The 15,623-nt window shown below is 39.2% G+C and carries 15 protein-coding genes and 1 pseudogene; 14 read left to right on the forward strand and 2 right to left on the reverse strand.

Translation table 11 applies throughout. The features are described 5' to 3' along the window. Positions 1-53 precede the first annotated feature (53 nt). The 7 genes and pseudogenes from HCN_RS03940 to HCN_RS03970 all read left to right on the forward strand — a co-directional run. Positions 54-1,109, forward strand: a pseudogene (locus tag HCN_RS03940) (quinone-dependent dihydroorotate dehydrogenase); the annotation flags it as partial. Between the two features lie 408 nt (positions 1,110-1,517). Beyond that, positions 1,518-2,813, forward strand: a complete 1,296-nt coding sequence (locus HCN_RS03945; RefSeq protein WP_014666618.1) for a M16 family metallopeptidase — start codon at positions 1,518-1,520, stop codon at positions 2,811-2,813. A gap of 21 nt (positions 2,814-2,834) precedes the next feature. Then, positions 2,835-3,716 (forward strand): 4-hydroxy-tetrahydrodipicolinate synthase, encoded by an 882-nt coding sequence (gene dapA / locus HCN_RS03950; protein ID WP_002956877.1) that lies wholly within the window; start codon positions 2,835-2,837, stop codon positions 3,714-3,716. A 26-nt stretch (positions 3,717-3,742) separates the two neighbouring features. Then, the gene (locus HCN_RS03955) at positions 3,743-4,513 is read left to right on the forward strand and encodes an enoyl-ACP reductase (RefSeq protein ID WP_372449648.1); all 771 of its coding nucleotides are present in this window, start codon (positions 3,743-3,745) and stop codon (positions 4,511-4,513) included. A gap of 96 nt (positions 4,514-4,609) precedes the next feature. Further along, positions 4,610-5,896 (forward strand): apolipoprotein N-acyltransferase, encoded by a 1,287-nt coding sequence (locus HCN_RS03960; protein WP_014666619.1) that lies wholly within the window; start codon positions 4,610-4,612, stop codon positions 5,894-5,896. A gap of 90 nt (positions 5,897-5,986) precedes the next feature. Next, entirely contained in the window at positions 5,987-6,745 is a 759-nt protein-coding gene (locus HCN_RS03965; protein ID WP_014666620.1) for a hypothetical protein, read from the forward strand. A 112-nt stretch (positions 6,746-6,857) separates the two neighbouring features. Next, positions 6,858-8,492, forward strand: a complete 1,635-nt coding sequence (locus HCN_RS03970; RefSeq protein WP_014666621.1) for a tetratricopeptide repeat protein — start codon at positions 6,858-6,860, stop codon at positions 8,490-8,492. Between the two features lie 36 nt (positions 8,493-8,528). Here HCN_RS03970 and HCN_RS03975 read toward each other — a convergent pair whose 3' ends face one another. Next, the gene (locus HCN_RS03975) at positions 8,529-9,944 is read right to left on the reverse strand and encodes an alanine/glycine:cation symporter family protein (protein WP_014666622.1); all 1,416 of its coding nucleotides are present in this window, start codon (positions 9,942-9,944) and stop codon (positions 8,529-8,531) included. Positions 9,945-9,996: 52 nt separating this feature from the next. Between HCN_RS03975 and HCN_RS12365 the strand changes: the two genes are divergently transcribed. Next, positions 9,997-10,131, forward strand: a complete 135-nt coding sequence (locus HCN_RS12365) for a hypothetical protein (protein ID WP_268257956.1) — start codon at positions 9,997-9,999, stop codon at positions 10,129-10,131. A 1,561-nt stretch (positions 10,132-11,692) separates the two neighbouring features. Here HCN_RS12365 and HCN_RS03980 read toward each other — a convergent pair. After that, positions 11,693-12,202 carry a PAS domain-containing protein gene (locus HCN_RS03980; RefSeq protein WP_002956867.1) on the reverse strand — a complete coding sequence of 170 codons (510 nt, stop codon included), beginning with the start codon at positions 12,200-12,202 and terminating at the stop codon, positions 11,693-11,695. 135 nt (positions 12,203-12,337) lie between these two features. Between HCN_RS03980 and truB the strand changes: the two genes are divergently transcribed. Genes truB through HCN_RS04010 form a run of 6 tightly spaced genes read left to right on the forward strand, consistent with a single transcriptional unit; the run spans position 12,338 to position 15,617 of the window. Next, positions 12,338-13,168: a tRNA pseudouridine(55) synthase TruB gene (gene truB / locus HCN_RS03985; protein WP_014666624.1), complete on the forward strand. Its 831-nt coding sequence runs from the start codon at positions 12,338-12,340 to the stop codon at positions 13,166-13,168. Next, positions 13,162-13,407, forward strand: a complete 246-nt coding sequence (locus tag HCN_RS03990) for a carbon storage regulator (RefSeq protein ID WP_002956865.1) — start codon at positions 13,162-13,164, stop codon at positions 13,405-13,407. Before truB ends, HCN_RS03990 begins: the two co-directional genes overlap by 7 nt. A 10-nt stretch (positions 13,408-13,417) precedes the next feature. Further along, the gene (locus HCN_RS03995) at positions 13,418-14,209 is read left to right on the forward strand and encodes a 4-(cytidine 5'-diphospho)-2-C-methyl-D-erythritol kinase (protein ID WP_014667544.1); all 792 of its coding nucleotides are present in this window, start codon (positions 13,418-13,420) and stop codon (positions 14,207-14,209) included. Next, the gene (smpB, locus tag HCN_RS04000; protein WP_014666625.1) at positions 14,209-14,676 is read left to right on the forward strand and encodes an SsrA-binding protein SmpB; all 468 of its coding nucleotides are present in this window, start codon (positions 14,209-14,211) and stop codon (positions 14,674-14,676) included. The genes HCN_RS03995 and smpB overlap by 1 nt, the downstream gene beginning before the upstream one ends. Positions 14,677-14,717: 41 nt before the next feature. Then, entirely contained in the window at positions 14,718-15,182 is a 465-nt protein-coding gene (gene exbB / locus HCN_RS04005; protein ID WP_002956862.1) for a TonB-system energizer ExbB, read from the forward strand. 54 nt (positions 15,183-15,236) lie between these two features. After that, positions 15,237-15,617: an ExbD/TolR family protein gene (locus tag HCN_RS04010; protein ID WP_002956861.1), complete on the forward strand. Its 381-nt coding sequence runs from the start codon at positions 15,237-15,239 to the stop codon at positions 15,615-15,617. The last annotated feature ends 6 nt before the right edge of the window (positions 15,618-15,623 follow it).

Genomic DNA, 15,623 nt, shown 5'->3' on the forward strand with positions numbered 1-15,623 from the left:
TTTTGCTACAATACACAACTTAACTTTCTAATTTAATTTCTCGGGGTGTTTTTATGTCTTTGTATCAAATGCTTTCTCCTTATCTTTTCAAACTTGATGCTGAAAAAGCTCACAATCTAGCTGAATCTTTTATTAAGCGTGTCTTACCTTTGCCTTTGGTGCAGGACTATGTGGCAGGGAAAAATTGTGTGGTGGATAAGGCATTAGGCGTTGAAGTTGCAGGTATGAGATTCTATAATCCTGTGGGCTTGGCGGCTGGATTTGATAAAAATGCTACGATGATAAAGGGGCTTACCACTCTTGGATTTGGGTTTTTGGAGATTGGCACAATCACTCAAGCCCCACAAGAAGGCAATTCAAAACCGCGTCTCTTTCGCCACACACAAGAGCAAAGTCTCCAAAATGCTATGGGTTTTAATAATCAAGGCTCACTTGCTATTTCAAAAAGATTAAAAGCATTTTACCCCTATACTATCCCGCTTGGCGTAAATATTGGCAAGAATAAAATCATCGCTCAAAGCGATTCTTTGAAAAACTATGAAAATGTTTTACTTGATTGCTTGGAGGTTGGGGATTACTTCACTTTCAATCTTTCATCGCCAAATACGCCGAACTTGCGTGATTTGCAAAATGTTTCATTCGTGCAGGAGCTTTTTGCTATGGCACACACGCATACGCAAAAGCCACTTTTTTTGAAAATCTCGCCAGATATGGATAAAGATGAGATGCTAAAAGTTGTAGAGATAAGTATCAAAAACGGTGCAAGTGGGATTATCGCAACAAATACGACTATTGATCACACGCTCGTGCAGAATCCACAAGATAGTGGCGGCATTAGCGGAGTGGCGTTAAAGCAAAAATCAAAAGAGATTCTAAGAATCTTAAGTGAAAGCTTTTTTGGCAAGATAGCTCTCATCTCTGTTGGCGGGATTGATAACGCACAGGAGGCTTATGAGCGTATTAAGCTAGGGGCGAGTTTGGTGCAGGTGTATAGTGGGCTTGTGTTTCAAGGACCAAGCTTGTGTAGGAGCATTAATGAAGGCTTGTTACAATGCCTCCAAGCAGATGGATTCACACATTTATATGAAGCATTAGGGAAGGATATTAAAACAAAGCCAAAAACACGCAAAAAGTCAAATGCAGATAAAACGCAGGATAAGCAGGATTCTAAAATTGTCATTAAGACAAAGCCAACACAAACAAGAAAGAAAAAGCTAGATTCTAGTAAGGACACAGAATCTACCCAAAAAACACCAAGCCCCAAAAAGACAGAATCTAAAAAAACAGAATCTAAGCCTAAAAAAACAAGGGCAAAAAAGGCGGATTCTACAAATGGAACAAAGGGTAAAGCTTCTCGCACAAAAGCAATAGAATCTAAGCTAGATTCTACACAAAATCTAGCGGATAAAGATTTGCCAACATCGCAAATAGAGGCATCACAAGCACAGCAAGATTCTAAAGCAAATTCACCCAAAGAGTGAGCATAGCAAGTGAAGATTCTAATTTTAGGAGTTTTGATGAGTGTTGTAACGAGCATAAATTCAGCATTTTCAACACAAAGTGTGTTGCCTAAGCATTACACAAAAACGCTTGAAAATGGGTTAGAAATTGTGGTTGTCCCCCTGCATAATCAAAGTGGCGTGATTGAGACAAATGTGTTTTACAAAGTCGGCAGTCGCAATGAGAGTATGGGAAAAAGTGGCATAGCCCATATGCTGGAACATCTAAGCTTTAAATCTACTAAGAATCTTAGGGCTGGGGAGTTTGATGAGATTGTGAAAGGCTTTGGCGGGGTGAATAATGCTTCTACGAGCTTTGATTACACGCGGTATTTTATTAAATCAAGTGCGGAGAATCTGGATAAGTCTTTAGAGCTATTTGCCGAGCTTATGAGCAATCTTGCGTTGGAAGATAGTGAGTTTCAGCCTGAAAGGAATGTTGTGGCTGAAGAGCGATTATGGCGGACGGATAATTCGCCTATGGGCTATTTGTATTTTCGCTTTTTTAATACGGCTTATGTATATCACCCCTATCATTGGACGCCCATTGGCTTTATGGAGGATATTAAAGCGTGGAAAATTGAGGATATTAGGGCATTTTATGAGACTTATTATCAGCCACAAAATGCCATAGTGCTTGTGAGTGGGGATATTGAACCAAATGTAGTGTTTGAGAGTGCTACAAAACATTTTGGGGCATTGAAAAATAGGACAGATTCTATTCCGCAAGTTGTTGCAAAAGAGCCAAAGCAAGATGGAGAACGACGCGTGATTGTGAAAAAAGATTCGCAAGTTGAGTATCTCACAATGGGCTATAAGATTCCAAATTATTTAAGCAAGGATCAAGTGGCATTAAGTGCCATAGGGGAGATTCTAAGCAGCGGGAAGTCAAGTATCTTTCAAACCGAGCTTATAGACAGACAACAAATCGCTACGAGTGCGTATGCGTATAATATGGATTTAAAAGATGAGGGCGTGTTTTTAATCGTTGCCGCAGCAAGGCAGGGTGTGAGTGCAGAATCTGTGGAAAAAGAGATTTATACGATATTAGATATGTTGAAAAAAGGCGAGATTTCACAAGAAGAGCTAGAAAAGGTTAAAATCAATACTCGTGCGAGTTTTATATATAGCTTGGAGAGTGCAGGAGATGTAGCAGGACTATTTGGAAGCTATCTTGTGCGTGGGGATATTAGCCCACTTTTGCGGTATGAAAGGGAAATCAATACTTTAAGTATTGAAAAAATCAAAGAAGTGGCAAATACATATTTTACACAAGATTCACTGAGTGTGGTAATCTTAAAAGATACTAAGTAGGCAGAGATAAAGGAGTAGGCAATGGTGCAAGGAGCGATGAGTGCGTTAATCACGCCTTTTAAGCAGGGGAGAGTAGATTTTGAAACTTATGAATCTTTGATTAGGCGGCAAATCGCTTATGGAATGGACGCTTGTGTGCCTGTTGGCACTACTGGAGAATCTGCCACGCTTTCACATAAGGAACATATGGAATGTATTGAAGTTGCGGTGGAAGTTTGCAAAGGGAGTGGGGTGAAGGTGCTTGCTGGGGCAGGGAGCAACTCTACAAGTGAAGCCATTGAGCTTTCACAATTTGCACAAAAATGTGGAGCGGACGCATCGTTATGCGTTACGCCTTATTATAATAAACCCACACAAGAGGGTTTATTTCAGCATTATAAAGCTGTGGCAAATGCGGTGGAGATTCCTGTTATGCTTTATAATGTGCCTTCTCGCACGGGCGTGAATCTTGAGATAGAGACAGCAAAGAGATTACATAAAGAGTGTAGCAATATTTATGCGATTAAAGAAGCTGCTGGACTTATGGATAGGGTAGTGGCATTTGGTGCGGAAGTGCCAGAGCTTATGCTTTTGAGTGGTGAAGATGCGATTAATTATCCCATTCTTGCCAATAATGGTAGGGGTGTGATTTCAGTTACAGGCAACCTTTTGCCACAAGAAATTGCCGATTTGACACATTACGCATTGCAAGGGGATATGAAAAAAAGCTATGAGATAAACACAAAACTTTATGAAATAAATAAGGTTTTGTTTTGTGAGAGTAATCCTATACCCATAAAAGCGGCGATGTTTTTGGCAGGATTATTAAAAAATTTGGAATATCGTCTGCCATTAGTAGCACCTTCTAAGGAAAATATGGATAAAATACACAAAATCTTACAAAAATACGAGGTGAAACAATGAATAATCAAAATTGCACTACAAGTTTTATGAAGGGCAAAACGCTTGTGATTAGCGGTGCTACGCGTGGGATTGGTAAAGCGATTTTGTATAAATTTGCACAAAATGGCGTGAATATCGCATTTACCTATAATAAAAATGAGGAAGAGGCGGTAAAAATCGCACAAGATGTTGAATCCAAGTTTAGTATCAAGGCAAGATTCTATCCTTTAAATGTGCTTGAGCCAGAGCAGTATGTTGAGTTATTTAAAAAGATTGATGAAGATTTTTCACGCATTGACTTTTTTGTGTCAAATGCGATCATTTATGGTAAGAGCGTGGCAGGTGGCTTTGCACCATTTATGCGTTTAAAACCTAGGGGGCTAAATAATATTTATACTGCAACGGTTTTGGCATTTGTCGTTGGTGCACAAGAAGCGGCAAAAAGAATGAAAGAAGTGGGTGGAGGGGCGATTGTCTCTCTTAGTTCAACGGGAAATCTTGTATATATGCCAAATTATGCTGGACACGGGAATTCTAAAAATGCGGTAGAGACAATGGTAAAGTATGCGGCAACGGAGCTTGGCGAATGGGGCATACGCGTCAATGCTGTAAGTGGCGGTCCTATTGATACTGATGCACTTAAAGCTTTCCCTGATTATGCGGAAGTTAAGGCAAAGGTAGAGGAGCAATCCCCACTTAATCGTATGGGGACGCCTGAAGACTTGGCGGGTGCAGCGTTTTTCCTATGTGATGAGACACAGAGTGCTTGGCTGACTGGGCAGACTATTGTTATTGATGGTGGAACGACTTTTAAATAAGTCAAATCCAACGGGTATGGTGTTTTCAAGTCTTCAAAACTAAAATTTTAAATGCTGAATATTCAAGTTTCAAATCTTTTTAGGCGTATAAAAGCTATGCTTGATACGCCTTACACTCCTTTTTCTTGGCGTGATAGACAAAGCTACAAAAAAGTTTTTATGTGGCTTTTTATCTCTTTTATTTTCGCAAGTTTTTGTGTAGCTCCATTTTATATCCAGTGGATTTTTGAGCTTTGTGATGTGGAATCTCCTAAGATTCTGCTTTCTATTTTTGGGTTGCTAAGTATCGCAAGTGTGCTTTTCACACCTAAAAATCACCGCTTTAGTGTGGGATTTTTCGTTGGGGTGCTGTGGTTTTATTGGATAAGTTTGGGGTTACGATATTTTGATATGAGTGTGCTTATCCCGCTTGTGGTGGTGGCTGAAGCCTTGCTTATAGCGTGTGTATTTTATGTTGGATTATGGTGTGAATGTCTGCTGTGGCGGTTTGGCTTTATAATGCTTTTAAGCTTTTTTACACCCCTTGGGTTTGATTGGATTATGCTTGAGAGTGCATTTGCTTTTAGCTATTTTGGAGTGGATAAATTAAGCTTAGGGCTTATTGTGCTTGGGCTGTGGGTTGCTATCAAATATGAGCGTTGGTGGAAGATTGTAGGGATTTTATGTCTTGTTTTTGCTCTAGATTCTAAAACTTTTAGTGAAAATCCGCCACATATTCCGCTAAAAATTAAGCTTATACAAAGTGAAGTCAGTCAGGATATTACTTGGCGTATGGAGCAAATGGAGAGTATTTTTCAAAACTATATAGAGCAAATAGAGATAGCAAAAAATAAAGGCTATGAAGCTGTTGTTTTAGCTGAAAGTGCCTTTTATGTGCCTTTGGATTCTAAATATTTTTCCCACTTTGATAAGATTCTGCAGATGAGTAAGGATATTGTCATCATTGTTGGGGCGTTGCGTGTAGAGCAAAATGAAAATGGTGAAGTGTTGTATTTTAATAGCACTTATAAGTTTGAAAATGGTGAGATGACATTCCTTGATAAAGTGCTACTTGTGCCTTTTGGGGAGCGTCTGCCACAATTTTTACTGCCCATTGTGAATGTATTTTTTGAAGGCATTGGGGGATTTAGCCCGGGGCGTGAGTTTGGGTATTTTGACATTAAGGGTGTTAGGTTTAAAAATGCGATTTGTTATGAAGGGACAAATAGTGATTTTTATGCGGATAATCCTAGACTAGTAATTGTAACAAGCAATAATGCGTGGTTTGTGCCAAGTATTGAACCCATTTTGCAAAAAAATCTTATGAAATATTATGCGAGATTACATAATAGTACGATTTTGCACGCTACAAATCTTTCTAAAGCCGCCATTATCACACCTTGAAATTAAGTGTTTAAAGTTTTGCGTTTTTAAGCCGATATCAACTTATTATGCTATTATACGCATTTTAGAATCAAACATAAGGAGTTAAAAATGATTCGTGTAAAAAGAATTTTCTTGTTACTTGCTTTGGCTGGGGGTGTGGTGTTTGCTGCTCCAGCTAAAAACAATAATGACATCAAAAAGCAGTTGTTGGGGAATTTTGCAAGTGGGTCAATTCTCAATGGTTCAAATAAGGCTGGGAATGTTCAACGCTGGTATCTTTTTAGCGAGGGGCATTTGGGCTATTCTTATTCAATGCTTGGCGATTTGAATCTGCATTCAGCTGATGTGGGTTATTCTATGTATATCACATCTATTAAGTCTGCAAGTGGGTTGCGTCCGTATGTTGGGACTGAAATCACCGCTCCAATTTATGTTAAATCCGTTGGGAATTCAAATGCTTTTTGGCCCGGACAAAATACAGGTTTACCCGGTGGGACAAAGGTAATGACGGATTTAGGTTTTAATGGTTGGGGTGTGCAAGTGCCTGTGATTGTGGGGGTGCAAGCAAGATATTTTTATATCCAAGGTATGGTGGGCTATGCCTATCATAGTATAAAGGATAATTTCTATATCAGCGATACACAAAATGACACTTCGCTCGATAATGTCTATCACGGCTTGACTTATGGTATCGGTATGGGTGTGAAAGTGTCAAATGTATTTAGCGTAGGGCTACGCTATGTGATGGGGCAGATGACAAGCTCTTCACGCACACCGGGTCCATCAATCAACACAGATTCTATGCGGTCCAAAGACTTTAAAAATGACTATCAGCGTATGTCTATTATCTTTGGTGTAGTGTTCTAAGATTCTATTTTTGTAGAGAAGCTCTACAAGACAATCGCTTTTGGTAGCCACTCTCGCTAGAGGGTGGCATTTTTTTTGCTTCATATCTTTGGAAAATTTCTAAAGGTAGCCTATGTCTCAACAAAGTTTTAATATCGCTTCAGCCGTGCATTCAGCCTTTAGGCTTTATGAGGAAAGCCAATATCACGAGTGTATGGATATTTGCATTCAGATTTTAGGTATAGATTGCACGCGTGCAGACATTTGGAGTTTGGCAGGTATTGTTATGCTAAAGCTTGAAATGTATGAAAAAGCGGTGGAATACTTTACCCAAGCCTCAAATTTTGCCCCAAATGACTTTAGCCATAGGATAAATCTCGCAGAAGCCTACCGCCGCGGTGGGAATCCACAGGCGAGTATTGCTGAACTTAGCTTACTTTTAACGCAAGAAAAGGTAATGGAAAATAATCCAACCTTGCATTTTAACCTTGCAAAAGCCTATTCTGATATTGAAGATTCACAAAACTCCATTAAACACTACACTATCGCTATTAAGCTTGATCCCAACGATTTGGGAGCGATGTTTAATCTCGCCAACGCACAAGTGAGCTTGAAGCATTTTGGGGAGGCAATTGAGCTGTATTTGAACGCTTTAAGCAAAGGCTATCTTGATGCGGGTGTGAATCTGGCTAATACTTATGTGCAAATTGGGCTTTTTAGCGAGGCATTGGAGGTGTATCGTGGCATTTATCAATACTACAAAGATGATAGTGATTTTTTGTTTAACTATGCTAATGCGTTAAATTACGCAAATGCTCTGCCCCAAGATACGCAAACACTCTATCAACAAGCCATAGGGCTTAATCCACAAAAAAGCGAGTATTGCATTAACTACGCACATTTTTTATTAAAGCATTTAGATTTAGTAAATGGATTTAGAATCTATGAAGAGCGTAAAAAGCTCCCAAATATGCTTCCACAGGGCATTACAAAGCTTTGGGAAAAGGGCGAGTGTTTGAGTGATAAAAATGTGCTTATCTATCACGAGCAGGGGCTTGGAGATTCTATTATGTTTAGTCGCTTTGTGCCACTATTGCAAAAGGTTGCTAAAAATGTGCTTGTGCTGATACAAGAGCCGCTTTTGCCACTTTTTAAAAAGTTTCATATGCCTTGTGTTTGTGGCATTGCACAGGACTTAGAATATGATGTGGCAATCTCCCTTCTATCTTTGCCCTATGCGTTAGGTGTGTCCCATAAGCAAGAGCTAGAATCTTTGTCTTTTTGCGATACGCCTAGAATGGAAACTCACAAGATCAAAACCTATGGGGTCAAAAAAATCGGCATTTGCTTTAGCACAGATTCTGCTTTTCCTGAATCTGCGAATAAGAATATTCCCCTTGAAGTGCTGATGAGTGCGTTGCGAGATGCTCAAAGGCTGGGTGTTGAGATTTACTCCATTAATAAGGCACATTGTGAGAATCTAGATAAATTTGGGATTATCCAAAAGCCAATGAATGATTTTTTACAAACTTATGAGATTATCAAAGAGCTAGATTTAGTCATTAGTATTGATACTGCTGTGGCACATTTAAGTGGGAGTATGGGGAAACATACGCTTGTTTTACTCAATAAACGCTATGATTGGCGGTGGGGTAATGGTATAAGTACGCCGTGGTATGAGAATGTGCTGTGTATGACACAAAGCAAAATGGGGCAGTGGAGCGATGTAACGCAGAATCTTAAATCATATTTGGGAAGCTATATTTAGCTTTAGCTAGATTCTAGGTGAATCTAGCATACAATGTTATTTCCAAAACTCTGTATCGTGGATACCAACATCTGCAGCTTTAAACACAGGATTCTTACCTTCTTTGCGTTGTTTTTCATAGTCTTTTAGCACTTTTATAGCGATATTGCTAAGTAGCAAAATTACCACAATATTGATACTCGCCATAAAGCCCATAAACACATCTGCCAAGTCCCAAGCGAGCTGGAGATTGAGCTGTGTGCCTACAAAGACCATTGCCACTGCTGAAAAGCGAAAGATTTGTAATGCGGTTTTATTGTGCGTGATGAATTTAAAATTTGCTTCAGCATAAAAATAATTCCCAATCAATGAAGTAAAGGCAAAAAGCACGATAGCCACACTCACAAAAAGCAAACCAAAAGAGCCAAAATAGCCCTGCATTACATTTTGCATTAGTGCCATACCTTTTGCGTCTGCATAGGTGCTTAAATCCGCACATAGCACCATAAACGCACTTGCCGAGCAAATAATAAGCGTATCAATAAAGACGGAGAGTGTTTGCACCATACCTTGTTTGGCGGGGTGGCTTGTGTGTGCGGCAGCTGCGGCATTTGGGGCAGAACCCATACCGGCTTCATTTGAGAAAAGCCCCCTTTTTACGCCAATGACAATGGCACTTCCTGCGAAACCACTAAAGATAGCTTGGAAGTTGAACGCCTCTTGTAAAACATTGCCAAAGATAGCAGGAAGCCTATCAAGATTCATACCGATGACAATAAGAGCCACCACAAGATAGCCAAATGCCATTACAGGCACAAGCACGGTGGAGATGGTTGCTGAGCTTTTCCCACCGCCAAAAAAGAAGAAGCTCACAAGTGCGGCAAGGATAAAGCCTACAAAAAATGTAAAATAGCCTTTATTAAAGCTTTCGCTACCTACAAAAATTTCAAATGCGGAAGTGAGTGTATAGGACTGCAATCCGTTGAATCCATAAGTAAAGCACAAAATAAGTGAGATAGCAAAGATAACGCCAAGTGCGCGGGACTTGAGAGCTGTTTCTATATAATAAGCTGGACCGCCTTTGTAGCGATGCTCTCCATCACTTCGTTTATATACTTGAGCGAGAGTAGATTCTACAAATGCACTTGCCCCACCCACTAAGGCAGTGAGCCACATCCAAAATAAAGCTCCCACGCCACCGCTGACGATAGCCACAGAAACACCCACAATATTGCCAATCCCCACGCGTGAAGCAGTAGAAATCATCAACGCTCCAAATGGCGAGATATGCTTTTCGTGGCTTTTTTCTTTTAGCACCATAAAGGCGTCCTTAAGAAAGCGAAGCTGAATGAATCTTGTGCGGATAGTTAAGTATAAACCACATAAAATCAGTGCAAATACAAGCCAATAAGTGTATAGAAAGCCACTTGTGCTATCAACAATGCTATGAAAAATGTCAATAAAACTTTCCATTCTAATCCTTTGAAAATAAATGTAAAAGCGTATTTTTTCATAAAAGAGTAGTTTGCGTATGTGGCATAGCGGTAGAATGACAAAAAAAGAATCTTATATGCTACGATTTGTATCATTTTTAGAATCTAAACATATCAATAAGATACAAAATGTAACATATAACAATCAAAGCAAGGCAAAAGGATAGAAAGAAGCAATATTCGTTTTTAGCGTTAGGTGAAGTGTCTTTGCTTGAAATATTTGACTTTTAGATTTTTTATTTATTTTTTCTGTCATACTGAGCCACAGCGAAGTATCTATATTTTTTTTTGTGATTCTAAGTTTTTGTTTTTTTTATAAGGGGGAGAGATTTAAATTTGCAAGTGTGGATTAGTGCTTACGCACGAATGAGAAGTCGGCTCATCTTGCCACTCATTCCCCTTTTTTATAAAAATTCTAAGTGTGGATTAAAACAATAGAATCTACTTATCAAGATTCACAAATATAAAAAATATTCTCTATCACTTCCGCAAAAAGAAAAAAGGTTTATCCTCTCCCGTTTACAGATATACCGCTCACCCCTTAGCCCCGAAAAAGTCTCCGCTTTTTACCCTTATGGGATTTGCGAGACTACATCGGCAATCAAGGGGCGAGCCTCGCTATTCTGCTTCTAGCATAAAATCGGCAGAGGGACACTTCTGCCCGCCTTGAATCCGATTTTATACACCACAAAGCAGGCGAGAGTAATGGTTGCACACTTTGTGTGCAACCATTAATTCTATGGATTCTGTTAGCGCAGAATCTCAAGTAGATTCTAAAACTATAGCAGTGGCAAGGCACGACTTTGCCACATAAAATTAAATCGCGTGAAATGCAAACCTATAAAAGCGTTGTAGGGGTGAGCGACACGATTGCGAACGATATATAAGGGGGAGCGAGTGGCACGACTACGAGCCGACTTCGCATTCGTGCGTAAGCACTAATCCACACTTGCAAATTTAAATCTCTCCCCCTTATAAAAAAAACAAAAACTTAGAATCTAAAAAAAACATAAATACTTCGCTCACGCTCAATATGACAAAGAGAGAAAACAACAAACAAGACTAAGAAAGAAAAAACAGATTCTAGAATCTAACATAGTGATTTTTGGTAGTTTTTTGTAGTTTTTGTATTGAATAAAAGAGCTACTTTGGCAAAGTCCTAGTAATGACATAAGATAGACATTTTGATACAACAAGTAAAAACATTAGAGTGATACAAATCCCCTTAAATCTGGTCCCACTAGAATAGACTTTTCCAAGCCACCTCTAGTGGGTGCTTTGAGCGTTTTCAAAGCTTGAAATATCCTAAAACACGCAACTCTATCTAAACAAGTCATACCAAAATGTCAAAAAACGCCTAACTAGGGAATGCCACAAGGGCTTTTAATGCCTTAATGATAGGTAAAAGGTGTTAAAATAGAGTAAATCATCTTGGTATTTTATAGAGAATCTTATTTTAGGCTTTATTCTTTTACACATTTTTATAATATCTAATAAAAATTATAAATGAGAGTTTTTGGGTTTGGTGGATTCGTATATGAGGGATTTGTAAGAATCTTAAAAGCTTAGAATATTTAGAGATTTGCTGGGTGGGAGAGTAAAGGTAGTGGGGAAGTAAGATATATATATGGGGGGGGGGGGGGTAAAAGCTCAAAGGTAGAATCTATGGAGCAGAATCTAAGATTTAGCGATGTCTTTCACGCTAAAGATTCTAGCACGCTAAAGATTCTAGTGGTAGCCTTGTGTTTTAGCGGTGTTTTGGAGATTGATAACAAGCTCATCATAGCTGACATTTGCATTTTTAAGCGTTGAGCTAAGCTGCTCTAGGGAAGCATTCATACCGCCTTTAGATTCTATCTCACAGAGTTTGGCATATAAATCGCTCATAAATTTCACGCCCTCTTTGCTTGGGCGGCGGCGGACAGAGTAATAGCCGATGATGTTGTGATTTTCATCAAATGAGGGTGTGATATTGGCAAATACCCAATATATATTTTTTTCACGCGAAAGATTTTTGACAAAGCCGAAAAATTCCTTGCCATTTTGCACATTATCCCATAAGAGTTTAAAGGCGATTCTAGGCATATCCTTGTGGCGAATGATGTTGTGAGGCTTGTTTAAAAACTCCACTTCTTTATAACCGCTAAATCGCACAAAATCAGCATTGCCATAAGTGATATGCCCTTTTAAATCTGTCTTTGAGGTGATAAGTGTGTTGTTTTCAAGGTAAATTTCCACAGCTGCCCTTTGTCAAATAGTATCAAATGGAATATTTAAGATTCTGCCATAGCCACATAAGCATTCTTAAAAAATATTAAAGTTAAGTTATAATAATGTTTTTATTAAATTTAGCTTAAAAATGGAGAATAAGATTTGGAATCTTTGCTTGTGGCGGCATATAAACCACCTTTTATCAGCTCAAATGCGTATCTTGGGCGATTAAAAAGGCATTTTGGTATAAAAAAAGGTGGCTATTTAGGCACACTTGATCCATTTGCTCAAGGTGTGCTTGTGGTGGGTTTTGGGAGCTATACGCGGCTTTTTCCACATTTGCAAAAAACGCCTAAAGTGTATAGGGCGACTTTGTGGCTTGGGGCAAAATCATTAAGCCTAGATATTGAACATATCACTTTGGTTGAATGTGTAAAAGAGCAGAGCAAGGCTCATATCAGCGAGATTCTAGAATCACTGCGGGGCACTTTGAGCTACACTCCGCCAAAATTTAGCGCAAGGCATATTAATGGTAAAAGGGCTTATGAGCTTGCAAGGAGGGGCGAAGAGTTTGAACTCTCACAAACACAAATGACAATTTATGATATAAAGCTACTGCATTATAATCACCCATTTTTGCATTTTGAAGTGAGTGTGAGTGAGGGGGCGTATGTGCGGAGTATTGGAGCGATGATAACAGAAAATCTTGGGGTGAATGGGGTATTATCACATCTAGAGCGTGCGAGTGAGGGGGAAATGAGTGTGAGCCAAACTCAAGGATTAAAGATTCTAAATCCCATTGAGTTTTTGCCCTATAAGAGACTAGAAAATATGCAAAAATTTTATGATGATATGTGTTGTGGTAAAAAGATTTTGCTAAAAAATACAGAAAAAGGCAAATATATAGTGTGTTTTGATGATTTTTTCTCTATAATTCAAGTTTTGAGTGATGGTAGCGTAGAATATATTGTGAATAGGATTGAGTTATGTTAATACTTTCAAGAAAGCAAGATGATAGTGTGATGATAGGCGATGAGATTGAAATAAAGGTGATTTCTATTGATAAAGGCAGTGTGCGACTGGGCTTTTCCGCTCCTGAATCTTGTGTGATTTTACGCGGGGAGCTCAAAGAGGCGATTACAACGCAAAATAAACAAGCCTCTCAAGTTATGGATAAAAACGCCATAACGCAAATCAAATCCCTTCTTAAAACAAAACACAAAATGCAATAATGGGCTTTAAATGACTTTCCGTGTATATCCAAAAGTGAATATTTTTTTAAAAATCGTGGGCTTTGAGGCGGGATTCCATATGTTAAACTCACGCTTTGTCTTAGCCCAAGGTAGCTTGTATGATGAGATGTGTATCACGCAAAAAGATAGCTTTTGCATAAAGGGTGATTTTGGCTGCGAGATACAGGAAAATCTTATTTTCAAAGCAAAATGCGTTTTGAGTGAGTATCTAAGCCAACAAGGCAGGGAGACATTAGGCTTAGAATCTTTACATATAGAGGTGCAAAAAAGGATTCCACAAGGTGCGGGACTAGGTGGGGGCAGTGCAAATGCGGGGACATTTCTTAGGGGGGCAAATGAGTTTCTATCTTTGGGACTTAGAGAAGATGAGCTAGTAGGCATTGCTAAACATATCGGGGCTGATGTGAGCTTTTTTGCAAGTGGATTAATGAGTGCAAATGTCAGCGGTAAGGGGGACAGAATAGAATCTATGCAGGAATCTGTGCTAGAGTGCGAGATTTACACGCCGAGCTTGTTTTGCGATACAAAGAGCGTGTATAAGGCATTTGCAGATTCTATCCGCGATAAGTCTAGGCAGTATTCTTTGCCAACTACGCGGTGGTTTTGTATGGAAAGCAAAGAGATTTTAGAATCTCAACCTGATGTAGCGGAGCTGAATGATTTATTTGAAAGTGCGTGTGTGTGCTATCCATATTTAAAAGAAGTGGCAGATGAGCTAGGGCAAGGGTGGTATTTTAGCGGCAGTGGCAGCAGCTTTTTTAAGCTTAAGGGAGAGGGGTAATGCAGGAAAAAATCATTGCCAAGAATAAAAAGGCGTTTTTTGATTATGAGATTTTGCAGACTTTAGAATCTGGCATTGCTTTGCTTGGTAGCGAGGTGAAAAGTATCCGTGCTGGGCGGGTTAATCTCAAAGATAGCTTTGTGAGAATCGTGCGTGGGGAGGCGTTTTTGTTTAACGCACATATTTCATTTTTGGAAACGACTTTTACGCATTTTAAGCCAAATGAGCGGCGAGAAAGGAAGCTCTTGCTTCATAGAAGTGAGATTGATAAGCTTTTTGGCAGTGTGAGTAAGGAAGGGCTATCCATCGTGCCTTTAAGTATGTATTTAAACAAAAGAAATAGAATCAAGCTGTCAATCGCCCTTGTGCGTGGGAAAAAGCTCTATGATAAGCGTGAGAGTATAAAGAAAAAAACGCTTGAAAGAGAGGCTAGGGCAAATATGAAAGACTATGGGAAAAAGATTTAGTATGTGTGAGAATCTCCACAACATCACACAAAGGAGTTAATGTGAAAGAAATTGTTGATTATGGGGTGCTTGGAATCTTGCTGTTTTTAAGTATTGTGGTGCTTGGCGTGGCATTAGAGCGGTGGTGGCTGTATCGCAAGATTAACCTTGCGGAGTTTAAGGACAAGCGAGTATTGGAATTACTCTTACATAAGCGTTTGACATTGATTGCTACGATTGGCTCAAACGCACCATATGTGGGGCTTTTGGGAACGGTTATTGGCATTATGGTAACTTTTGTTGAGATTGGCTCAAACTCGCTTGTGGATACACAAAGCATTATGGCAGGACTTGCCCTTGCGTTAAAAGCCACGGCTGCGGGGTTAGTCGTTGCAATACCGAGCATTGTATTTTATAATCTTTTGTTGCGCAAAGCTGAGGTGTTGCTTTCACTTTGGGATATTACGCATAATCCTTTAAACTCATCACACAACGCACCAAAGGTGGTAAGCAAATATGATGTGTAACAGACTAGATTCTATGGCGTGTATGGTATTTGTAGTGTTATTTTGGGGGAGAAAATGAAAAAGATAGATTCACTTAACCTTATTCCCTTTATTGATATTATGCTTGTGTTGCTAGTGATTGTGCTGACAAGTGCTTCTTTTGTCGTGCAGAGCAGGATTCAAGTAGATGTCCCGCAGATTGAAGATACACAGGGAAATAATGCTGATAAAAAGGATACGCATAGTATCACAATCAATAAAGAAGGGCAGTTTTACCTTGATGATAGGGCGTTGGATTTAGAGGAGTTAAGGACACATTTAAGTGAATTTGATAAAAATACGCAGATTATTATTCGTGGGGATAGACAGAGTGATTTGGAGTTTTTTCTTAAAATTACAACAATGCTGCGTGATATGGGGATAAATGATGTCTATGTCATCACAGAGCAAAAATAAAGGCAA

The organism is Helicobacter cinaedi PAGU611, from assembly GCF_000284635.1.
Classification (GTDB): domain Bacteria; phylum Campylobacterota; class Campylobacteria; order Campylobacterales; family Helicobacteraceae; genus Helicobacter_C; species Helicobacter_C cinaedi.